We start from the raw sequence: 21,489 nt of genomic DNA, 5'->3' as shown, positions 1-21,489 counted from the left end.
TCAGATCTCCTGAGGGCTGGCAGATTTACGGGGGGCTTGGTCGGATGTCCGCGCGGGCGGTGAGGCGTCCGCCCAGGGCAAGAAGGTGGTGTAGACAATCATCAGAAAGACCCAGAGGCCGAAGGTGCCGAGGACGCCCATGAGGCCTGCGACCCCTGTGGGCATGAGCGCGTCATAGAGGCCGGAGCCGACTTTCGGCACGGCTTGGCCGCCCATGAACACGGTCCAGCGGAACATCCACGCGGCGTGGATCGCAATCAGCCCGGTGATCAGCCCGGTGTTGCGTGGGAGCACGAGGGCCAAGACAAAGGGGATCGCCACGGAGGCTGCGCCCCAGAGCGCGATCTGTTGCCAAACCGGAAAACCCGCGACAGAGGCCAAAGCTTCGGAATGTACGGGCGAGACACCGGAGATCGCCACGGCGAACCATCCCATCCCGAGCGCGGCCACAAGCGCCAGCGCCAAGGCAAGACGGCGGTTGAGCGTGGCTTCCAAGGCGCTTTCACGGCAGAGCATCCGTTCGAGGATCAACATCACCCCTAGCGCGCCTACGCCACCTGTGGCGGCAAATTGCAGCGGCAGGAAGGGCGTATTCCAAAGCGGACGGGCACGCACGACCATCACTTCGGAGCCGGTGTAGACAAGGATGCCGAGGGCTGCGAGACCAGCCAGCATCCCGAGCGGACGGGCAAAACCATTCGACGCCCCGCCCAAGGAGAACAGCCGGAACAACCAGGCGAACCGCCAGTCGTCCTGCCCCATGCGGTGGAATTCGGGCCGGTGGATCGCCCAGGCGAACAGCAGCATCAGCGCCACGTAAGACGGCACGATCCACGCGCCCCAAGCCATCCATGAGCTTTTATGCGTGTAGACAAAGAACTCCCAGAAGCGGAAGGGCTGGTGCAAATCCGCCAAAAGCGCGATGGGCGCGGTGATGCCGGTGGTGACGGCGACCATGAGCGCCAGACGCGCGGTGCGCAGGTCGGTGGACTTGCCAAAGACAAAGGCCGGAAGCGCCATCAAAAGCGCCGTCACGGAGATGGCGATGAGAAAGAAATACTGCACCGCCCAGGGCTGCCATGCGGCGTCATGCACGGCGCCGACGAGTTCATGAACTTGGGTTTCCATCACAGGCCCTCCGTATGGGAAACGGTATCGGCCATTTCCGGATGATAGGCGGCTTCGCCCGCCACACGCCCGTCGAGCACGTCGTCCAGACCGATGTAATAGACGTTCGGATTGGTGTGCATCTCGGGGCGCAAAACCGAGACCTCATTGTCGCGCAGCATCTTCGAGACTTCGCTATTCGGGTCATTCAGATCGCCAAAGTTGCGCGCCCCGCCGACACAGGTTTCGACACAGGCGGGCAAAAGCCCCGCTTGCGTGCGGTGAAAACAAAAGGTGCATTTGTCCGCCACCTGCGTCTCGTGGTTGATGAACCGCGCGTCGTAGGGACAGGCCTGCACGCAGTAGGCGCAGCCAACGCATTTCGACGCGTCCACCAGAACCTCGCCGTTCTCGGCCTTGAACGTCGCCTCGACCGGACAGACCGGCAGGCAGGGCGGATCGTCGCAATGGTTGCAGAGCCGGGGGAGCATCACCATCGCGGGGTCTTGGCCATCCTTGACCAATTCATAGACCGAAACATGGGTGCGAAAGGCATCCTCGGGCACCGCGTTTTCCATGATGCAGGCGACGGTGCAGGCTTGGCAGCCGATGCACTTGCGCAGATCGACCACCATACCCCAATGCGGGACATCGTTGCCTTCGGCGCTGGCGGATTGGCCGGCGCCCGCGACAGAGGCCGCGGCACCGATGGTCACCTGTCCGATCGCTCCTAAAAACCCGCGACGTGTCGTGTCCATTTGGCTGATCCTTTCTCTTGGCTCAGCCAGACCCTACGTCCGGGGCAATTTGCGCGGTATCGGCGGAAACCCGTGGGGCTTAGGGGTTTTCCCCTAGGTTTCGCCCCATCCCGCCGCGACAAGCCGCCGCACCATGTCCGCCGTGCTCGTGGCGGCAAGTTTGCTCATGGCGTTATGGCGGTGGATTTCCACGGTTTTCGGGCTGATGCCCAGCTCCGCCGCGATCTGTTTGTTCTGAAGCCCCCGCACGACGGCGCGGGCCACTTCGGCCTCGCGTGCGGTCAGGCTGTCGATCTTGGTGGTGATCTCGGCGCGGTCTCCGGCCGCCTCTGCACGGGTTCGGCTCAGCTCAAGCGCCTCCTTGATGCGGTCGATCAGCGCCATACCCTGCACCGGCTTTTCAAAGAAATCCAAGGCCCCCGCCCGCATCGCCTTCACGGCCATCGGGACATCGCCGTGGCCGGTGATCATGATGACAGGCAAAGGGCAGTCGCGCTTTTGCAGCTCGTCCAACAGCTCAAGCCCCGACATCCCCGGCATCCGCACATCAGCGAGGATGCAGCCCACAGGACCCATAGCGGCAGCCGCATCAAGCGCATCGAGCAAGGCCAGTGCGGAGGCGTGGGTGACGATCTCAAGGCCCAGAGACCCCAAGAGAAACCCAAGCCCTTCGCGCACCGCGCGGTCGTCATCGACGATATGGATCAGGCCGGTTTCGCTCATGTCTCTTCCTCAATCGGCAACCAGATCAACACCTTAAGACCAGGGCCGTTTGCCGGCGCTTCGGCGCGCATCCAGCCGCCATGGGCCTCGACGATGGAGCGCGACAGCGCGAGCCCCAACCCGATCCCCTCAGGTTTCGTGGTATAAAAGGCCTCCGCGAAATGGTCCATTGCTTCGGGCGTCATCCCATGGCCGTGATCGCGGACCGAGAGGCACAAGCCCGCACCACGCGTCAGATCGTCATAGCGCGCGGCGCGAATGTCCAGGCTGCGGGCCTCCGGGTCGGTGTCGCCCATGGCGTCGATGGCGTTTTGCACGAGGTTCAACAGCACCTGTTGTAATTGCACCTGATCGGCCATGACCGTGGGCAGGGCAAACGCCACATGCACCCCGACGGTGACGCCCGCGCGATTGGCAGGGGCGGCATAGAGTGCTGCGCTTTCTTCGATCAGCGCCTGAATGTCAGTGGGCGCCATCTGGCTTTCGCGTTTGCGCACAAAGGCGCGGATACGTTTCACCACGGTGGCAGCGCGATCCGCCTGCCCCGCCATTTCCTGTGAGGCGGTCACCATATCCTCTTCGGAAAACCGCCCAGCCTCTATGCGCAGCAAGCAGCCCTGGGCATAGTTCGAGATCGCGCTCAGCGGCTGGTTCAGCTCATGCGCAATGGAGGAGGCCATTTCGCCCAGAATGGACAGGCGCGCCACATGTTCCAACTCGCGTCGATGTTGCCGGTCGGCGGCCTCGGCGCGTTGGCGGTCGATCATTTCCTGTTTGAGTTGGACATTCGCCGTGTCGAGCGCCCGGGTGCGGCGGCGCACCAGCGTTTCGATCCGCACTGAATAAAGCGCCCAGAACGCGAGCGCGGCGGCCAGCACGATCAGCCATTCGCGGTAGTCGGCGATGAAGTCGCGCAGGGATACAGGCCCCGTGCGCGCGTAGGGCCCGATCTGGAGCTTGCGCAGCAGGTCGTGCACCGGCTGATAGTCCAAAGGCACGGTCCATAGATTGCCCTCATTCATCTGCATCAGGGCGATGGCGACCGCTTTGGCCAGTTCGGGCGAGGTGTGCTCGGCCTTGGCGAAGGGCCAGCCGGGAAAGACCGCGCTGGAGGTGGCGCAGCCGGTGGCTTCGGTGGCCTCCTCGTTGAGGGCAAAGGGCTGGAGCGTAGCAAACCGTGCGGGGTTTTCGGCCTTGAGCTCTTCGAGCAGACAGGCGCGCAGCACCGCCGCCTCGGCGCGCCCGTCCAGCACCGCTTCGGCCACCTGTTGCATCGGATAGCCCGTGACCAAAAGCTCGACCTGCCCCGGAAGGCGGGCATCGACGTCCTGCATCAAGGCGCGGACCAGTTGAGAGCCGCCGAAAGCATCGGGCGAGACGACCGCAAGGCGTTGGCTCGCGAGCTGTGTCAGAGTGTCCACACCGCCGGTCGAGACCAGCGTCGAGGCCACCGGCCAATCGCCCTCTGCCGTGGCGATCCGGCTGATATGGTGGTCATATTCGAGCGTCGCGTAATGGCCTGGGTTCGTGATGACGAAATCCACCGCCTCCGCCGCTAGAGCTGCATCAAGGGCGGTGAGGTCCAGCGGTTCAAGTTGGAAGGCATGGTTCGGCAAAGCAGTGTTCAGCGCGCGTTCGGTCGCTTTCCAATGGTCCAGTGAGTGCTCGGCAGCGCGGTAGCTCAAGACGCCAATGCGCAGAGGCTCCTGCGCGAAAAGAGGCGAAGCCAGAGAGAGGCCGTACATTATGGCTACACTGCAAGCCCATAGAAATCTCATATGATTTTCGCGCCTCTCTCGCCCACATCGAACTCTGGCGGCTCTCCAAGTCGCAGCCAACACCATCCGAGCGCGCGGGTCCAGTCGGCGGGACGATATGTCGCCAAGTCAGCGGATGTGGCGGAATTTCAAAAAGCACATCCGGCCATGGGGGCGCCCCATGACCGGATGTTCTAAAGCTTAAATCAGTTCCGCCTCGGGCTGGTCAGCAGCCCGTTCGGGAGACAACAGATTTTGCCGTGCGGAACAGGATTTCCATGTCCAGCAAGAACGACATTTTTTTATGGTAACGCACGTCCAACTCGACGCGTTCTTTGTAAGACACGTCGTTGCGGCCGGAGACCTGCCATAGACCGGTCACACCGGGACGCAGCGCGGCGTAGATGGCAGCGTCTTTGCCATACATCACCAACTCGGGCTCGGTCACCGGGCGCGGTCCGATCAGGCTCATCTCGCCCTTGAGCACGTTCCAAAGCTGTGGCAGCTCATCGAGGCTTGATTTGCGCAGGAAGTCACCCAACGGCGTGACACGCGGGTCGTTGCGCAACTTGCGATCCTTTTCCCATTCGGCACGGGCCGCGGGATCGGATTTCAACAGCGCTTCGAGGCGCTCCTGGGCATCCGGCACCATGGTGCGGATCTTCCAGCATTTAAAAATTTTACCACCTTTGCCGACGCGAGCGTGACCGAAAAGGCCGGACCCGCCATCCCGGCAAACCATAACGCAAAGCACGAGCACAAGCGGCGCAATCATCGGCAGCAGCATCAAGGCCAGAAGGATGTCGAACACCCGTTTCATGGCCCCTGCATAGATGGGAACGACATTGTGGTAGTACTGGTTACGCGAAAGAGTGGTGGAATCCTGATGTTCCATCTGAGACATTTTAACAATCCACTTCATAAGCTCATAAGGGCACGCGCGCTCTCGCGCACAAATGCGTTATTTTTCAGGAAGGGCCCCCCCTTCACCGCAGTCTCGAAAACCTCATGGGGCTTCTTCGTGCTATCCGCGCTTCACGCGCCTGCCCGACGCAACATGCACCACTTTTATGACTTTGATGCTATGTTCTTTGGATTTGAACGCCTAGAAAACAATTTTCCCTTTGAATTGAACACCCCTCCAACTTCACCAAAATTTAACCTTTAATTAACAAGATATTAACAAGGCCCCACACCTTCGCACCCGCAGAAAAAACCTATGCCCGATCTGGAGCGATCGGCAAAAACTTGCAAAAAAGCACCTCTCCTGACAAAAAAATAGACCGTTTGTGAAAGCTCTACGGAAATCCACTCAACCTAGGGGTAAGTGAACCCTGACCTTTTCGCATCCCTTATCTGCACCGCAGCGAATCAAACCCACACAAACATTCGAGGGGACCGCCCTTACGTTGGGTCAAGAAGGGTGGATCGGCAGGAAATGCCTCACACGCTCCGGCGAAACCGGCGGGCTTTCGCCGTGCCACTCTCAAGAAAACCGGATTGGGAAACGCCTATGTTCGCAAAATAAAAAGACGAATGGCAAAAATCGGCACACAATACAACTTTATCGCGAATGACCTAGGCCTAGCCATGGAACTATGACATAAATGGCATTGTGAATGTTACCGAGTGCTATGGTTGATGTGTTACGCTAACATGAGCAACGTTTGAGGCAGTGTGAACCACCTGTATGTCAGTCAGGCCCCAGCCCGTCTGACGTGTCCCGAGTTTGAGTGCGGCAGCAAGGAACATTTCGTGAAGTCCAAAACGGCCAAAGTTGATTTTTCGACAGAAAAGACCGAACGCGCAGCTCCGAAGAAATTGCAGGGCGGCAAAACGACGACATCCGCCAAGGGCGCGGCCCTTTTGGCGCTGCCTTTCTCGCTGATCTTCACAGTGCTAATGTTCTTGTCTTTCGACATCTCGCTCATTTGGGCCGTGCCGATCTATGGCATGATCGGCGCGGTGTTGATTGTGCTCTTCCTGTTGGGCAGCCACCTCGCCAACCGCGACTGATCCGCGTTGCGCTCAATTCTTCCTCAGTCTCAAATCGAATAAGCTGTTTTTCCAGACGCCGTAAGAATGTCATGCTTCGCAGTCATATGGACTGTTGAGGCCATTTTTCATTGTTGGTCTCGTGCAAATATAGAACACTCTATAGGTGTCCCGCGCTCTCCGGCCCTCGAAGTCGCGCGGTGTTATGTGGAAGAGACGTCAAGTGAACGGTTCAGTGGAAACACCGGGGCTCAAGAGCTTCATCATCAGCGTTGGATCCCTGATCTCGGCGCGCAGCTTTGTCGCGATTTCACAAATTCTCGTCCTTCCCATCCTCGCACGTCAGTTGACCGTCGAGGATTTCGGCCTGATGGGCCTCGCCATGACGCTCGTGATCTTTGCCAATACGCTCAGCGATGGCGGCATGGGGCGTTCCCTGATCCGGCGCGAAGATGCCGATGAGGTGGAATGGTCTTCAGTTAACTGGCTGATGATTGGCGCCGGTGTGGCCTGTATGGTGTTGGTCGCCGGTCTCTCGCCCCTGGCGGCGCATTATTTCGACAGCGACCGTCTTGTGCCTTTGTTGCTTGTGATGTCGATCATCCCCCTGCTTTACGCGCTCACCGCCGCCCCCAATGCCGAGATTGAGCGGCGCGAAAATTACAGCGGCATCGCGAAGGTGCAGGTGATTGCCACCGTGGCGGGCATCGTCTTTGCGGTCGCGGGCGCCCTTGCTGGCATCGGGGTCTGGGCCTTGGTCGGACAACAGGTTCTGCTGGCCGCCGTGCGCATGATCGGGATTTTCATGCTCTCCCACTTCCGCCCGAGCTTTGCCTTCTCGACCCATGGGTTACGTCCGCATTTGATCTACGCGCGCGACACGCTGGCCTCCGCCTTTCTCACCGTTATCCGACAACAGCTGCCAGTGATGATGATCTCCCGCGTTTTGGGCCAGGTGCCTCTGGGCTATTTCGCCATGGCGCAGCGGTTCAACCGCCTGCCGCAATTCGGTCTCGCGGGGCCGATGTCCTCGGTCATCTATGTCCGGATGTCGAAGGCGCAAAAGTCGCCCGAAAAGCTGCGCGACATCTATTATGCCGGGATGCGGCTTTTGTCGGTCCTCTTGATCCCGTCAATGACCATGGTCGCGGTGGCGGGCCGTCCGGTGTTCTCCGTGCTCTTGTCGCCGGAATGGACGCCGGTGGCGATGCTCTTCGCACTCACCATCGGCGGGCTGGTCTTGGAGGCCATCGCAATCTTTTTCATGCAGGCTTTGTTTCGCGCCGTCTCGCGCACCGATCTTTTGCTGCGCACCTCCATCGAAGGCGTGATCCTGCGCATCGTCATGGTGCTCATCGCGCTGCAATACAGCCTCGAGGCGGTGGCCCTGAGCTTTACACTCTGGTCCCTCGTCATGGTGCCGCGCCACTGGCAGCTGGGCGCCCGTCTGGTGCCGATCACGTTCAAAGGCTGTCTGGCCCAACTTATCCCCTCAAGCCTCGTCGCCGCAGCCATCGCCGTGGCCTACCTCTGGATCGAATACCTCACCGACCTGCCGAACGTGGCGTATTTTTTGATCGCTGCAGCCTTCGGCGTGCTTGGCATCGCCCTGACCGCCGTGATCGACCGCCAGAAATCCAAATCCGCCCTCGCGGTCTTTCGCAACACCCCGCAAGTGCTGCCCCCCGTAACCCCCGCCGTTGGACCGTAAGCCCCTCGGCCATTTCAAGAGAGTGACGAGTAGATGACAAGCCCCCAGATGAAGCGACCGCCACAGCCTGATTTCATCATCGGGGGCGCGCCGAAATGCGGCACCACCTCTTTGCACTTCATCCTCGATCAACACCCGGAGATCGCCTTTCCCACGGATGAGGTGAACTATTTCGACGCCGACGACCCGTTCAACTGGCCCGACCTGTTTTTCGAACGCGGCGGGCGGCTCGATTACCGCGACCCCTCGCCCGACAACTCTGAGACGCGCGACTGGTACCGTGCGAAATATGAGGCTCTGGGCGATATGGCTCTCTTGGGAGAGGACAGCACGCGCTATCTGTTTTCACCAATGGTGGCGCATCGGGTGAAACAGCGCTTGCCCGACGCGAAGGTGATCTTCATGCTCCGCGATCCGATCAAACGGGCCTATTCCGAGTATTGGCACGCAATGAAGATGATGCGGGTCACCACGTCATTCGAGGGGGCTTTGACCGCCCTGCCCCAGATCGTGGCCGGATCAACCTATGCGCCGCATTTGCAGCAGTGGATCGACGTGTTGGGCCGCGACCGGGTGCATATCGTGCTTTTGGAGGACTTCAAAAACGACCGACAGGCGGTGATGGATGGCATCGCGCGGTTCATCGGCGTGGAGCCCTTTTCGCTTGAGGGCTACGAGTTGTGGTTCAACAAGACGAGCTACCCCGGCAAGCCGAAGCTCATGCAATGGGTCAACGCCTTGGTTGGGCGGCGCGTGTCGCGGTTGCGCTACATGGGGCACATGCGGCGTGACACGGGGCTGCGTGAGAAACTCGCCAACCGAGTGTATCAATTCTATTTCCACAAGGTGAATCCGCTTTTGCTCACAGCCGACCGCCCGCCCGAAATGAAACCCGAGACCGCGCGCTATCTGTCGCGCCTGCTCTCGGATCGCAATGCGGGCCTTGATGCACTTTTGGATCGGGATTTGTCTGAGGTCTGGTCGTCCTGGTCGCCCGCGACGACAACGGATGACAAAGACAACAGCATGGCCGCACAGTGAGGATCAGCCCGTGAGGGTCAGCCCAGCGTCTGGAACAGCTCCAGATAGCGCTTGGCACCCGCCGCCAATGACAGATTTTCACAGACATAATCGCGCGGCGCATAGCCCGCGTGATTTTCCCAAAACAGATCAAAGGCCTCGACCAGCTCCGGCTGTTTGAACCGTATCCCGCAACGTTCATCGAAATAGGGCACCGAAGAGACCTCGAGGCCCGGCGGCGCAATCGACAGATCGTGCGGGCCGACGAGATGCCCCTCATCCCAGGCGAAAATCGGCACGCCGGAACACATGGCCTCCTGATAGGCCAGCCCTTGGGTTTCATGTTCGCAGAGAAATGCCATCGAGCGCGCCCGCGCCAGCGCGCCACGGAACTGCCCCAGATGGTGAAACCCGTATCGTAGAATGTGATAGCTCAAGCCACGGGCTTCTAGATGCGCGATCAGAGGGTCCAAGAGATCGTCTTTTCGGTCATCGTAGTGCCAGCGGATCTTGTCGTAGATCAGAACGTCGATGTCTTTGTCTTGCCCCGACAGGTCGGGCCAGTTTTCGGTGTCGAGCCCGACGAACATCGGCTTGACCCGATTGCCAAGAACAGGCCGCCAGATTTGACAATACCATTCAGAGGGTTGGGTCACGATCTTGAGGTTGCAATTTTTGACCACACGGAGTGCATCGTCAGGGTCAGGCACTTCGCCGGGCCCGAACATCGCCGGATTTGGCAGGCGCACCTTGTCATAGACCGTGCGAAAGCCGGTCAGCCCCACGGGCATGGTCGGATTTGCGCGGGCATAGGAAAAGTCATTGAGCCTGATGGTGACACCGCTGGCCTCAAGGCTGCGCTTGAGGTTGAGAAAGGCGGTGTAGAACCCGGTGTAGGGTTGCAGGTTCTTGGCGCGGCGATAGGCCTGACGCAGCGTGCTTCGAATGTGCGAGCGGGTGCGGCCAAAGGGGGCGTCATTGGCCTGCGTCTCGTAGCCATCATAGAACAGGGCAATCGTTTTCGGGGTTTTGGGCGCTTTTCCGGGCGTGCTCATGCCTCATCCCCCCCATAATTGTGCGCTCTTGGCGGCACCAACGCGCCTCGCGCGACACCGGCATGGAACATGCCGCGCATCATCCAGAACCGATAGGTGCTTTCGCGATACATCGTCAGCCCGGCCCGCAGAGCGCAATAGGCACTCTTGAACCCGGACCGCAGCACAAGCCCCGCGCGCTCAGCCAATGGCGCGTTGCGCCCCGCAGATGTCACGCAATGGCCATAGGCCTGCCCTGTGCTGAACCGGCGCTTCATCACCCAGTCTTTCGACATGCGTTTCTCGGCGACGGGTTCGCGCACTTTCGCATCGAGTGTGATGTTCATATCCACGCCCTGACGATGCAGGCGGAAGAAGAAATCCGTGTCCTCGCCGCCGGTGCGCCCAAAGGCCTCGTCGAACCGTGCCTCGCGCACTCGGGCGTTGCGCAGATCCAAGAGCACGTTGCAACTATAGCCCGTTTCCACCACCCCGTCGCGGTCCAACGGAATGTTCGAGTGCACGTCGTTCTCGACCATCCATTCCGGCGTCTCCTCGGGGTAGATCGCGTAGGACGGGCCAAAAATCACACTGGCGCCTGAACGGCGCCAAGAGCGGATCATATTTTCCAACCAGCCGGGATCGGCGGTTTCGTCATCGTCGATGAAAATCAGCGCCTCGCCCTGGGCCGCCTCCAGACAGGCATTGCGGGCAATCGCGATGTTGCGCGCGGGCGCGTGGCGATAGCGGATGTTGAGACCTGTATCCTGCGCCGCGATTGCAATTTGGGGGCCCAACTTGGACACGTCATCATTGTCGGCGACGATCACTTCGATCGTGTAGCCATCGGGCACGATCTGACTGCCGATTGAGGCCAGGGTTTCGAACAGTTCCGGTCGCCGAAAAGTGCAGATGCCGATCGAGATCAGGCAACTGTCCGCCGCCAGGCTTCCGCGTGCATATTTGAAGGTCTCTTTATTCATCGCCCAAAACCCGCATTTCGTCGTGCCACTGGCGTGCCACAGGTTATTTCCGAAACGCTTATCCCCCTTGCCGAAAACACCACATATTTGCTGCGACCGGCTCGGCACGCCCAATCGCAACGCTCAAACACCATCCGACCCTGTATTGCAGTCGAACAAAGTCAGCCTAACAGGCTACAATCTCAAAGATACGACAGTTTTGGGCCTCCCCCTAACGGAGATCGAAACGGGGTCTCTGCGGAGCTCTTAAAGCACATAAATTGGGCGCAAATCCGCAAGGCGCGACCAATCCGCAACCAGCCAAACGTCGCGAAACGCAAAAATGCCATGCAAAACGACCACACATCTGTGTGGCAGAGGGAAATTCAGGCACTTATCCGGGGCCTGTCACGCCTCAAACAAGCATCTTATTCGGAAGGCACCGCCGACAGCGCAGGCGTCTTTGCACCATTGAGTCCGTGAATGGTCTCTGGCGTCTTCCCACCAGAAATCCGATCCAACAACTGCGCCACCGCGAGGCTGTCCGACAGGCGCATCAGCTGGCACTCTGCCTCGCCGCGACCGAGCATGCGGGAGAATTCGTCGATCTGAAATTGCAGGCCAGAACCCTCATAAACGGAGCCAATCTGCGCGCCTTCGAGACGCACCCGATCCAAAAAGAACCTGCGTAGCACGCGTCCGAAAGAAGATTGCTTTAGCTTATCCTTCAAACCGCGTTTGCGGGGCGGCGCGGGCTTTGGCGTGGCGTTCGCAGGCTGCACCTCACCAGCGGGCTGCGCGCTTTCCTTTACTTCCGGGAAATGCATCATCCGACCGCCCAGACCACACAAAAACGGCGCATCAAGGGTCAGACGTCCCTTGGTGCCGGTGATCTCGAGCCGATTGGGCAACTGCCCACTGTGCGAAGCCGAGAGTGTCACAAGACAAGAACCATCCACCCCACCACGCAGCACCGCCGACATATCGCGATCCGTGCCGCGCGCGGAATAGCGAACCTCAGAGGCGCTGTAGCTCAAATCGCCCAAGAAAAACTGAGCCAGAGAAATAGGATAGACCCCCAGATCGCGGACCACACCGCCGCCAAGAGACGGCTCGGCCACGCTTTTGTTGGGGCTATCATCGACCGGAAAACCAAGCGTGGCATTAAGGTGCAAAGGCTTGCCGATCTCGCCCGCGTCAAGACGCCGGCGCAGTTCGAGAACATTCGGGAGGGTGCGGGTCCAGACCGCCTCCATCACCGGCACACCTGCCTCTTTCGCGGCTTTGGCGATGGCGTCGACCTCATGTGCGTTCATCGCCAGCGGCTTTTCACAAAGCACCGGCTTGCCATGGGCAATCGCGGCCAAAGTGGCCTCGGCATGCAGAGCGGTGGGCAGAGCGATATAGACCGCATCAATCTCAGGCGAGGCCAACATCTCTTCATAGCCCTGAAAACAGAGACAATTTTCGGGGGCGACACCGGCAAAGTCCCTGAGCGCCTCGGCGCGATCAAGGGCACGAGAGGCGATACCTGCCAACCGGCTGTCGCTGCACAAGGCAATGTCCGTCACGAAACGCCGCGCGATCATGCCCGCGCCCACGATACCCCATCGAATTTCAGCGCTCACAACGCACAACCTCCATCACTTTCGCACCACCACATCTCTATTTAGGTATTCCGACCAAGTAATCTACTGGTGCGCAAGACAAATTGTTCGCCAAGACAGCTGATCAAATGAAATGAAACGCTGGGAGGCGCGTTGAAACAGGCCATGATCTCGGCGATGTCCTTGGCCTTGACCGCATCGATCAACCTTACCCAGCTATAGCGCTTCATGGTATCGATCCAGAGCGCCTGAAGCGGCTCTCGGGCCGGACCGGTCATCGCGTCGCGCAGAACCGCGATCCGATGCGCCAAAGCGCCCAGATCCTTGGCCCCATGCGAGCCACTCAAAGACTCCGGACGCACCACCGCAAAATAGCCGGCGGGTGGCACGATATGAAACTTGGCCCCGAGGGCAAGCGCTTCGGCATAGAGCGCGAAATCCTCGCCCAGCCGCATGTTCTCGTGATAGCGCAGACCATGCGCCTCAAGAAAATCACGCGCAATCAGAGGTTTAAGAAACCCCATTTCGCCGCGCGCGCCATTATAGGTCGTCATGTTGCCACGCACGAATTCCGCCAGATCAATCGCAAAACTATCCGAGCCAAGTTTAGGCAATTCCAGCAACCGCGTGCGCGGGCCATACTCATCACCCTCGATCACCTTGTAGAGATCGTCGGCCAGAATGGTGGCTTGCAAGGCGCGGGCCTTCTCCAAAAGACGCGCCAGACGCCCCGCTTCCATGAAATCGTCGCTGTCCAATACGGTGACATAAGTGCCCTGTGCCATCTCCAGCGCCATGTTACGCGCGCCCGACGGACCTTTGTTCACGCCAGTCGTCAGGGCAATCACATTGTCGTGCTCATCGGCTAATTTTCGTGCAGCGTCCAAAGTGTCGTCCGGCGAGGCATCATCAACGATGATCACCTCAACCACAACGCCGGGCTGGTCGAGGGCGGAGAGCACCGCGCGATCCAGTGTCGCGACACATTTATATGCGGCCACAATGACGGAGACGTCGATTTGTGTGGTCTCGGCCAAGGGTCAACCCTCCTCACGCCCCTCGGGGACCTGATCCACCGCCCACGTGGTCCACGGCCCGAAGTCCTGACATTGCAATCCGCCACGTCCCAAAGGCACGTAAGACATGCAGCCATATCGCGCTTCGACGTTTGTTTCAGGATCGACCTCACCGGCCCAAGGCTCCTGCAACTCTGCCACGGCCCAGATGTTGGCGAAAAGCTTGCCGCGGAAGACCGGCATCGCTGTCTCATCGGCGGCGGCGTAGAAAATCTCCTTGCCATCCGCGAACCAGCGCACCCCCTCGGGGCGCCATTCGAAGCGGTAGATATGCATCCCCTCGGAAGCGTCAAAGCCCAGCGGGATGTGTCGCCCGGGCATTTGTTTGCCGTCGACGAAGAGATTGGCATAGAGACCTGTCGTATCCTTGCCCAGAAATTCGATGTCGATCTCGTGATGCGGATCGCCGAAGGTCCCGCCCGTGTAGGTAAAGAAAGACGAGACCACCCCATCGGCTTTCGCGGGCTGCATCACCACCTCGTAATCGCCATAGCCATGCCCGCCGCCACGCTGAAGTTCCGCTCCCCAAAAGGCTTTCTCCTCGCCTTCGGGCGCGGGTGAGAGGCTCAGGACCACTTCCTTGGTCGCCGCGTCATAGGCGATACGGTCGCGGCGATAGCCCGTGACCATCGTTTCGCCACCGAAATCGAAATCCGACTGATAGAATCCCCCGAGGTCGGCCTCGGTCTCGAACAGCTGAAAGAATCCGTCGATCGGCGAGAGCGCTCCCTGCAATTCGGGCACCTCCTGCGCCGAAGCCCGTTGCGAGACCAGCGCGGAACTCACAAAAAGCGACATTATAAGGCAGGAGCGCAAGATTTTACGGTCAGAGTGAAAGTACAGATTGTCTGACATACGGGGGAACCCTAACAATGAACACACGAGTAAGAGGTTAACACAGCTGTACAGGCAGGGAAGCGTTCATGAACCTGCAGACCACAATTATGATCGCGGCATATAACGCAGCGCGTTTTTTGCCCAAGTCTATAGCATCGGCGCGCGCGCAGACCGGTTTGACGCCGGAAATCATTGTCGCCGATGACGCGTCCAAGGACGAAACCCCTCAAATCATGCGGGAATTCCCGGATGTTCGATATATCCAGATGTCGCAAAACGGCGGACCGTCTGTCGCGCGCAACGCCGCGATTGAGGCGGCTACAGGCGATTGGATCGCCGTTCTGGATGCCGATGACGACATGGTGCCGGGGCGTCTCTCGACCATGTTGGGACATGCCCTCGCGGCCGATGCGGATATTGTGTTGGGCAATTTCACCCGCGTCGACATCCATGGCGTGCCGGTGAATGGCGGGGTGTTTTTGCCGCCCTCCGAGATCGACCCGCTGCATCATCTGACGCTCGAAGATTACCTCGCCGGCAACCAAATGACGGCGGGCGAAAAATGTCTGGGTTATCTCAAACCTATCTTCCGACGCGAATATCTGATGGAGACGGGTCTGCGCTATGATCCGGCCCTGCGCAACAGCGAGGACTACCACATCATCGCCGCAGCGATTGCCGAGGGCGCAAAGGTGATCATCTCGCCCGAACCGGATTACCTTTATCAGCAGGCCGAAGGGTCTCTCTCCGCCACCGTGCCGCCGAAGTATATCGAGGCGCTCTTGGCGGCAGACGCGGAGTTTGCAGCCAAAGTTCTGGCGCCCGGTGCCGACACACGCACGGAGCGTCTGGCCCAGCTGATCGAGATTCGCCGTATCCATCTTGAAACGCTGATGGCGGCGGAGGTGGTGATGACACAGCTGAAAAACCGCAAGATCATGGCCGCCGGGAAACTCTGCGCATCAAACGCCAGAGCACGAAAACTGGTGATGACGAAACTCTCGGAAGCCGTCCGCAAACGGCTCCCGGGTGGGTGAGGGTTATTCCTGACGCAAGAGTGGCCTGATGCCCGCGCCCGGACCTTTTGGCTCTGCCAGGTCGCTCTCCGAGGTCACGACCTGTGTCTCGATCTGAGCCTCTGCCTGAACCGCTGCCTGCATCTCAGGCTTGATCGCTGGCGTTGCCCCGGACAGCACCTCCGGCAGATCATCGCCCTCAAGGACCACGCGCTCAACGCGAAGCACATCGCCGCGACCGATCCGCGTATCCGGCATCACCCGACGCTCTCCGGCAGCATCGCCGTTGCGGGTCAGGAAATAATAGGTCGCGACCTGATCCATCAACGTAGAGGATTCGCCCCCCGCCGCCTCGACAAGTGCGCCGTAGGTTTCCCGGCGCAGGCGCAACTCTTCGATCTCGCCCTGCAAGGACTGCAGCTCTCGGGCGGCCTCCACCTTGTCCCGCGAGCGCAGCGCCAGAATATCGCGTTCGGCTTCCTGATGGCGCTGGCGGGCGCGGAAAATCGCGGTTTCGATGTCGATCTGCTGGCTTTCCACATCAAAGAGCGATTCCTGCGCATCGCGGATTTGCACCGAGCGCGCCAGCCCGCTTTCCTTGAGGGACAGCATATTGTCGAGGTTCTCCTGCGCCATATCGATCTGTGTCGAAAGGCCTTCGAGCTTCTCCTCGAGATTGGCGATTTCAGTGTTCAACAGCTCTTTCAACCCCTCAAGGTTCTCGACCTCCAGTGCTTTCGCCTCGCGTCGCGCATTGAGTTGTTGTTGCTCGCCCTCGATCACCCGTTGAAGGGCGGCGGCGCCGTCGGGATGGGTGATATCTTCAGGCAAAACAATCGTCTCGGCATCGTCGCGCATGGCGCGGTAGCGAGCAGCGGAGACCTCTGCGCGCAGTATCTCGCGGCGCAGTTGCGAGAGGGTTCCGCTGTCGATCATCAGGCTGCGCACATTGCTGTCGAGCCCCCCCGCCAGACGCGGCGCACCACCGGCCATAGCGAAGGCCTGATAGACGGTGCGGTCAGGCCGGGCCTCGAATTCGCCGGGCCGCGCTACATCGCCCAAGACAAAAAACGGCGCATAGGCGGCAATGTTCAAGGTGACGACAGGCGGCTCAACCATCTGAGCGCGATTCTGCAAAATCTCCGCGATCTCATAGCTCAAATCCTCACGAGAGACGTTCACCGCCGGGATCGAGCCCACAAGCGGCAAGGTCAAAGTGCCCTCTGCCGACACCGTGTAAGTGCCCGAGACCGGTTCCCAAAAACGATATTCCAACTCCGCATCTTCCCAGATGACGATGCTGAGCGCGACCTCATCGCCGATGCCCAAGAATCCCTCCTGAGCCTCTCCAGGGGCCGAAACAGCCGCAAGCCCTGCAGGATTCGGATCGCCCTCGAAGGCCATGTCACCCGTCACGTCCTCCTGTGCCGCAGTCCAGACGCCCACCGACTGAGCCGAAAGCGGCTTTATTGCGGGCAAACACATCAAAAATGCACAGAAAATGCCCAACGGCACCGTTGGAGCAGCCCCCCTGTGCGTCTGACGATCTATCGATTGAGCAAGCAGATGCATCTTTGTCACCTTTTAAGCATAGTACCTAAAGCCAGACACCATCTGGCCATGTTGTACGGGGGAACACTGTTATGGTTGCGCAAATTACCGCGCTTGTACCAACTTTTAACCGCGGGGCCCTTCTCGCAGAGGCGATCGAGGCGATTTTGCTGCAAAAACGGGCAGTCTCGCAGATCATCGTCTGGGATGACGGCTCAACAGACAACACCTCCGACATCATTGCCCCCTTTCTGCGCACTGAAGGGGCGAAGATCGACTATCGGCGCGCAGAGAATGCCGGAAAGTCCGCCGCATTGAATCAGGCCATGGAACTGGCTCAGGGCGATTATATCTGGATTTGTGACGATGATGATATCGCACTGCCCGATGCAACGCAAAAACTGGCCTTTATTCTGGATGAAAAGCCCGAGGTGGGATTGGCCGCGGGCGCGCACAACCGGTTTTCCACCGCGCCCGAAACAGGCGAAAAAGAACTGAGCGACGCGGGGTATTGGCCGAACCTCACCTCAGGAAGCCCCTTGCGCCATGTGCTCGAAGATATTTTCTTTTTTCAGAACGCCACACTGGTGCGCCGCGCCTGTTACGACAAGGTCGGGCCGTTCTCCGTCGATCTGGCGCGTTCGATTGATTACGACATGACGGTGCGGCTGATGGCGCGCTATCCGGCGGAGGTGATCGAGGACACAGTGTTCTTGCAACGCAAACACGACGGCGAGCGCGGCCCCGCCTGGCAACGCCATGCGGCGAAATCCTCGGACGATGTCTGGCGCAACGCCGACAAGATCGTGTTCGAGCGCCTGCGCGACCGCATTCCGTTGTCGCTTTATGAGGCAATGTTCGACGGCGACTCCCCTGAACTTTGCGCCCGAGCGGCGCTGTTGCAGCGCGGCGCAGTTTTCGCCCGGCGGCGCGATTGGGACACTGCTCTCGAAGATTTCGAGGCGGCAATCCTGATCCGTCCCGAACTGGCCTTGAGCCCCGAAGAATGCCGGATCGCGATCCGGGCTGTGGCGGGCAAACATGGCGCGCAAGAGCTGTTCGAGACCACCACGCGCAAGCGCCTTCTCGATATCTCGAAACATGCGACCTCCGGAAAATCTCTGGTCCGCTCCCTCTCGCGCGGTGCGGTCTGGCGTCTGCGCGAGGCGCTTCAGCGCAAAAATCCCGCTGAGGTTCTGGCGATCTCTTCATTTCTGGCCGCGCAGCCCCCTTGGTCGATCCCGACCGCCACCGGGCGGACCTTGACCGAGCGCGATGCGCTGCCGCTGGAGGCCTATGCATGGTAAAGACCCCGCCCGAACGCGTTATCGTGCTGATCCCGACCCTGAACGAGGCCCAGCATATCGAAAGCGTGCTGACGCAGCTTTTGGCGCAGGACCAAGTGGCGCAACAGGCCCGCGTGATCGTGGCCGATGGCGGTTCGACCGATGGGACGCAGGGGATCGTCGAAGGCCTCGCCTCCCGATTTCCCAATGTCGAATTGCGGCACAACCCAAAACGCACGCAGGCCCATGCGATGAACATGCTCTTGGCGCCTGAGTTTGAGGCCTATGACATCGCGATCCGCTGCGACGCCCATGCCGCCTACCCGTCTGATTTCATCTCGCGCCTGAGCGCTGAATTGGACCGTCAGCCCGATATTGCCTCTATCGTCATCCCGATGGATGCGGTGGCGGAAGGCAATTGTTTCCGCCGCGGTCTGGCTTTTGTCGCGGACAGCAAATTGGGCGCGGGCGGCTCGCCTCATCGCGGCGGCGTCAAGTCGGGCTATGTCGATCACGGCCACCACGCCGCCTTTCGCCTCGACGCCTTTCGCGCGATGGAGGGCTATGACACCAGCTTCATCGCCAATGAGGACGCCGAATTTGATCGTCGGCTCACCGCATCCCGGCGCAAAATCTGGCTCGATGCCAGCATTCGCATCGGCTATTTCCCACGGGACAGCCTGCGCGGGCTATGGCGTCAATATTACAAATACGGTGTCGGGCGGGCGCGCAACTGTCTGAAACACGGCGACATTCCCGCGCCGCGCCAGATGATCCCGGTGGTTCATGTGCTCTTGCTGGTGCTGTCGCTTTTGATCCTGCCCTTTAGTCTTTTGGGTCTGATTTGGCCGGTTTTCTATGTGTTGCTCCTGAGCGGGGTCGCGATCTTGATGGCGAAAAAACACAAAGCGCTTTGCGGTCTTGTCGCGCTTCCCGCGCTGGCGGCGATGCATACGTCTTGGGGGATCGGCTTTTTGGTCGGCCTTGTTCAAGCACTTAAGGCGGGTCGCTGAGATGTCCGACGAGATCAAACATATCGCCTTTTTCGGCCATAACGCCAAGGATTCCGCAGTGCGCCGCCGTGCCATCGCGATGCAGCGCGCGGGCTTTGACGTCACCGGCTTCATGCCCCGACGCGGTGAGGCGACGCCCGTGCCCTTCGATTGGGTCGATCTCGGCGAGACTCATGACAATGACTATGTGCATAGGGTCAAATCCATCTTTACCGGCGCAAAGACCGCGCTCGCCCAGCGCGCCACCTTGGAGCGGGCGGATTTGTTCTACGCGCGCAATCTTGACATGTTGGCGACCGCGCTCAGGGTGCGCCGCTTGATGAAATCCTCCGTGCCGGTGGTCTACGAATGCCTTGATATTCACCACCGTCTGGCAGGCGATGCGATCTCCGCAAAAGCATTTCGGCAATTCGAGAAACGGCTGGTGGAGGCCAGCGATCTGATCGTCGTGTCCTCCCCGCGCTTCGAAGAGGAACATTTCCGGCGCTACTATCCGGGGCGGTATCACCACATGCTGATCGAGAACCGGCTGATCGAGGGCGACGCTTTCGGGCCCCGCCCCGAACATGCCCTGCCGCATATTCCCGGGCGGCTCAGAATTGGCTGGTTCGGCAATCTGCGCTGTCGGCGCTCACTGGAATTGCTCAAGGACCTCGCCCGGCATTTCCCGCACGCGGTCGAGATCGTGCTGCGCGGCTATCCGGCGCTGTCGGTCATTCCCGATCTTGAAGGCGAAATCAAAGACATCCCCAACATCACCTACCACGGCCGCTACAAGGCGCCCGAAGATCTGAACCAAATTTACGGCGAGGTCGATCTGGTCTGGGCCGGGGATTGGTATGAGGCAGGGTTCAATTCGCTGTGGCTTTTGCCCAACCGGGTCTATGAGGGCGGTTATTTCGGCGTGCCGGCCTTCGCCCCCGAGGGCACACAGACCGCCAAATGGTTACATGATCACGGCATCGGGTTGATCGTGGGCGATCCGGTGGAAAAGCATTTCATCCCGCTGGTCCAGCACCTGTTGAATGATCCCTCACCCATGCTGGAACTGCGCCGATCCTTGGCCGCCCTGCCCCGCGACACCTTCGTGGAACCGCCCGCCGTCATGCATGAGATGGCCCAGCGCGCGCTGGCCGCTCATCGTGGCACCCCTCACCCCGACGTTCAGGAGTTAACCCCCTAGGAGATGCAACCTATGGACAAGAAATGCGACCTCCCCCGCAACCTTCCACATGCCATCGTGATCGGCACCCCAAAATCCGGCACCACCACGCTCTGCGGTGCGTTGATGAGACACCCCGACATCTACATGTATCCCAAGAAGGAAACGCATTTCTTCAACGACCTCTTCACCAAGCGGGACATGGAGTGGTACAAAAGCCTCTTTGCCCCCGCGCCAGAAGGTGCGCTTTTGATGGAGGGCACGCCGGATTACGCGATGTCCCATTGCGTCGAGCGCACGGCGGAACGGATCGCCGACACTATCCCCGATGCCAAGCTCATCATGATGGTGCGCAACCCGATTGAGCGGATCGAAAGCCATTACGTCCAGATGCTGTCCAACGCCCGCGAGGTGGTTCCCATCGACGAGGCTTTGAACAAATGGCCGGAGATTGTCGGCACAAGCGATTACGGCGCCACAGTCGAAACCCTGCGCCAGCATTTCCCTGACGATCAGATTTTGGTGCTGTTTCTGGACGACTACAAGGCCGACAAAAATGCGGTCCACGCGCAGGTGCTAGAATTTCTGGATGTCGATGCCTCCGAGACGGCCTTGGCGGCGCTCTCGGAACAACAGGCCCTGCACAAACGTGAGAACCAAGGCATGGACGGCGCGCTTTTGGCGCGGCTCCGACAGTGGAAATATTACGACCGGCTGAACATGTTGATGCCCAAGGGCGTGATCGCCATGGGTAAGAAACTGCTGCGCAAGCCGCTCAAAGTGCCCTCTGAACTGCCGCCCAAAACGCGGGCGCGTTTGGAGGCGGATTTCGCGCCGAAATGGGCGGAATTTCAGAGCGAGTTCCGGTAGGCGT

General features: G+C 59.8%; 19 protein-coding genes. 8 read left to right on the top strand and 11 right to left on the bottom strand.

What is annotated here, in order from left to right:
• The 5 genes from nrfD to J5Y17_RS04415 form a co-directional block, all read right to left on the bottom strand.
• Positions 1-1,128 carry an NrfD/PsrC family molybdoenzyme membrane anchor subunit gene (nrfD, locus tag J5Y17_RS04435; RefSeq protein WP_219783991.1) on the bottom strand — a complete coding sequence of 376 codons (1,128 nt, stop codon included), beginning with the start codon at positions 1,126-1,128 and terminating at the stop codon, positions 1-3.
• Positions 1,128-1,865: a sulfate reduction electron transfer complex DsrMKJOP subunit DsrO gene (dsrO, locus tag J5Y17_RS04430; protein WP_219783990.1), complete on the bottom strand. Its 738-nt coding sequence runs from the start codon at positions 1,863-1,865 to the stop codon at positions 1,128-1,130. Before dsrO ends, nrfD begins: the two co-directional genes overlap by 1 nt.
• A gap of 93 nt (positions 1,866-1,958) precedes the next feature.
• Entirely contained in the window at positions 1,959-2,588 is a 630-nt protein-coding gene (locus J5Y17_RS04425) for a response regulator transcription factor (RefSeq protein WP_219783989.1), read from the bottom strand.
• Positions 2,585-4,333: a PhnD/SsuA/transferrin family substrate-binding protein gene (locus tag J5Y17_RS04420; protein ID WP_219783988.1), complete on the bottom strand. Its 1,749-nt coding sequence runs from the start codon at positions 4,331-4,333 to the stop codon at positions 2,585-2,587. The genes J5Y17_RS04425 and J5Y17_RS04420 overlap by 4 nt, the downstream gene beginning before the upstream one ends.
• 238 nt (positions 4,334-4,571) lie before the next feature.
• A complete protein-coding gene (locus J5Y17_RS04415; RefSeq protein WP_255571849.1) occupies positions 4,572-5,249 on the bottom strand; it encodes a sugar transferase in 678 nt (225 codons plus the stop codon).
• An 851-nt stretch (positions 5,250-6,100) separates the two neighbouring features.
• On the opposite strand from J5Y17_RS04415, the gene J5Y17_RS04410 reads away from it, so the two are divergent.
• The 3 genes from J5Y17_RS04410 to J5Y17_RS04400 all read left to right on the top strand — a co-directional run bounded on the left by J5Y17_RS04410 (position 6,101) and on the right by J5Y17_RS04400 (position 9,092).
• The gene (locus J5Y17_RS04410; RefSeq protein ID WP_219783987.1) at positions 6,101-6,361 is read left to right on the top strand and encodes a hypothetical protein; all 261 of its coding nucleotides are present in this window, start codon (positions 6,101-6,103) and stop codon (positions 6,359-6,361) included.
• A gap of 202 nt (positions 6,362-6,563) precedes the next feature.
• Positions 6,564-8,051, top strand: a complete 1,488-nt coding sequence (locus tag J5Y17_RS04405) for a lipopolysaccharide biosynthesis protein (RefSeq protein WP_219783986.1) — start codon at positions 6,564-6,566, stop codon at positions 8,049-8,051.
• Between the two features lie 33 nt (positions 8,052-8,084).
• Complete coding sequence (locus tag J5Y17_RS04400) at positions 8,085-9,092, top strand: sulfotransferase (RefSeq protein WP_219783985.1); 1,008 nt, start codon at positions 8,085-8,087, stop codon at positions 9,090-9,092.
• A gap of 17 nt (positions 9,093-9,109) precedes the next feature.
• Here J5Y17_RS04400 and J5Y17_RS04395 read toward each other — a convergent pair whose 3' ends face one another.
• The 5 genes from J5Y17_RS04395 to J5Y17_RS04375 all read right to left on the bottom strand — a co-directional run bounded on the left by J5Y17_RS04395 (position 9,110) and on the right by J5Y17_RS04375 (position 14,605).
• Complete coding sequence (locus J5Y17_RS04395; RefSeq protein WP_219783984.1) at positions 9,110-10,126, bottom strand: glycosyltransferase; 1,017 nt, start codon at positions 10,124-10,126, stop codon at positions 9,110-9,112.
• On the bottom strand, positions 10,123-11,088 hold the full coding sequence (locus tag J5Y17_RS04390) for a glycosyltransferase family 2 protein (protein ID WP_219783983.1): 966 nt from the start codon (positions 11,086-11,088) through the stop codon (positions 10,123-10,125). Before J5Y17_RS04390 ends, J5Y17_RS04395 begins: the two co-directional genes overlap by 4 nt.
• 407 nt (positions 11,089-11,495) lie before the next feature.
• The gene (locus J5Y17_RS04385) at positions 11,496-12,695 is read right to left on the bottom strand and encodes a Gfo/Idh/MocA family protein (RefSeq protein ID WP_219783982.1); all 1,200 of its coding nucleotides are present in this window, start codon (positions 12,693-12,695) and stop codon (positions 11,496-11,498) included.
• Between the two features lie 41 nt (positions 12,696-12,736).
• On the bottom strand, positions 12,737-13,711 hold the full coding sequence (locus tag J5Y17_RS04380) for a glycosyltransferase family 2 protein (RefSeq protein ID WP_219783981.1): 975 nt from the start codon (positions 13,709-13,711) through the stop codon (positions 12,737-12,739).
• A 3-nt stretch (positions 13,712-13,714) separates the two neighbouring features.
• A complete protein-coding gene (locus J5Y17_RS04375; protein WP_219783980.1) occupies positions 13,715-14,605 on the bottom strand; it encodes a family 16 glycosylhydrolase in 891 nt (296 codons plus the stop codon).
• A 68-nt stretch (positions 14,606-14,673) separates the two neighbouring features.
• Between J5Y17_RS04375 and J5Y17_RS04370 the strand changes: the two genes are divergently transcribed.
• Positions 14,674-15,624: a glycosyltransferase family 2 protein gene (locus tag J5Y17_RS04370; RefSeq protein WP_219783979.1), complete on the top strand. Its 951-nt coding sequence runs from the start codon at positions 14,674-14,676 to the stop codon at positions 15,622-15,624.
• A gap of 3 nt (positions 15,625-15,627) precedes the next feature.
• Here the strand turns inward: J5Y17_RS04370 and J5Y17_RS04365 are convergent, their stop codons facing one another.
• A complete protein-coding gene (locus J5Y17_RS04365) occupies positions 15,628-17,019 on the bottom strand; it encodes a polysaccharide biosynthesis/export family protein (RefSeq protein ID WP_219783978.1) in 1,392 nt (463 codons plus the stop codon).
• A 227-nt stretch (positions 17,020-17,246) separates the two neighbouring features.
• On the opposite strand from J5Y17_RS04365, the gene J5Y17_RS04360 reads away from it, so the two are divergent.
• From J5Y17_RS04360 to J5Y17_RS04345, 4 genes are read left to right on the top strand one after another with little or no spacing between them, the layout of a single operon-like run.
• Complete coding sequence (locus tag J5Y17_RS04360) at positions 17,247-18,461, top strand: glycosyltransferase family 2 protein (protein ID WP_219783977.1); 1,215 nt, start codon at positions 17,247-17,249, stop codon at positions 18,459-18,461.
• Positions 18,455-19,453 (top strand): glycosyltransferase family 2 protein, encoded by a 999-nt coding sequence (locus tag J5Y17_RS04355; RefSeq protein WP_219783976.1) that lies wholly within the window; start codon positions 18,455-18,457, stop codon positions 19,451-19,453. Before J5Y17_RS04360 ends, J5Y17_RS04355 begins: the two co-directional genes overlap by 7 nt.
• Before the next feature lies 1 nt (position 19,454).
• Entirely contained in the window at positions 19,455-20,636 is a 1,182-nt protein-coding gene (locus tag J5Y17_RS04350) for a glycosyltransferase (RefSeq protein WP_219783975.1), read from the top strand.
• A 12-nt stretch (positions 20,637-20,648) separates the two neighbouring features.
• Positions 20,649-21,485, top strand: a complete 837-nt coding sequence (locus J5Y17_RS04345) for a sulfotransferase (RefSeq protein ID WP_219783974.1) — start codon at positions 20,649-20,651, stop codon at positions 21,483-21,485.
• Positions 21,486-21,489 lie beyond the last annotated feature (4 nt).

The sequence above is a fragment of the Celeribacter sp. PS-C1 genome (assembly GCF_019429625.1).
GTDB lineage: Bacteria > Pseudomonadota > Alphaproteobacteria > Rhodobacterales > Rhodobacteraceae > Celeribacter.
Note: the sequence above shows the minus strand (reverse complement) of the source record. Positions and strands in the feature narration are given on the sequence as shown.

Excerpts from the sequence above, each read along its gene's own strand:
- J5Y17_RS04375 (WP_219783980.1), bottom strand. The coding sequence starts at position 14,605 with ATGTCAGACAATCTGTACTTTCACTCTGACCGTAAAATCTTGCGCTCC.
- J5Y17_RS04390 (WP_219783983.1), bottom strand. The coding sequence starts at position 11,088 with ATGAATAAAGAGACCTTCAAATATGCACGCGGAAGCCTGGCGGCGGAC.
- nrfD (WP_219783991.1), bottom strand. The coding sequence starts at position 1,128 with ATGGAAACCCAAGTTCATGAACTCGTCGGCGCCGTGCATGACGCCGCA.
- J5Y17_RS04370 (WP_219783979.1), top strand. The coding sequence starts at position 14,674 with ATGAACCTGCAGACCACAATTATGATCGCGGCATATAACGCAGCGCGT.
- J5Y17_RS04425 (WP_219783989.1), bottom strand. The coding sequence starts at position 2,588 with ATGAGCGAAACCGGCCTGATCCATATCGTCGATGACGACCGCGCGGTG.
- J5Y17_RS04350 (WP_219783975.1), top strand. The coding sequence starts at position 19,455 with ATGTCCGACGAGATCAAACATATCGCCTTTTTCGGCCATAACGCCAAG.
- dsrO (WP_219783990.1), bottom strand. The coding sequence starts at position 1,865 with ATGGACACGACACGTCGCGGGTTTTTAGGAGCGATCGGACAGGTGACC.
- J5Y17_RS04420 (WP_219783988.1), bottom strand. The coding sequence starts at position 4,333 with ATGTACGGCCTCTCTCTGGCTTCGCCTCTTTTCGCGCAGGAGCCTCTG.
- J5Y17_RS04360 (WP_219783977.1), top strand. The coding sequence starts at position 17,247 with ATGGTTGCGCAAATTACCGCGCTTGTACCAACTTTTAACCGCGGGGCC.
- J5Y17_RS04355 (WP_219783976.1), top strand. The coding sequence starts at position 18,455 with ATGGTAAAGACCCCGCCCGAACGCGTTATCGTGCTGATCCCGACCCTG.
- J5Y17_RS04415 (WP_255571849.1), bottom strand. The coding sequence starts at position 5,249 with ATGTCTCAGATGGAACATCAGGATTCCACCACTCTTTCGCGTAACCAG.
- J5Y17_RS04345 (WP_219783974.1), top strand. The coding sequence starts at position 20,649 with ATGGACAAGAAATGCGACCTCCCCCGCAACCTTCCACATGCCATCGTG.
- J5Y17_RS04395 (WP_219783984.1), bottom strand. The coding sequence starts at position 10,126 with ATGAGCACGCCCGGAAAAGCGCCCAAAACCCCGAAAACGATTGCCCTG.
- J5Y17_RS04400 (WP_219783985.1), top strand. The coding sequence starts at position 8,085 with ATGACAAGCCCCCAGATGAAGCGACCGCCACAGCCTGATTTCATCATC.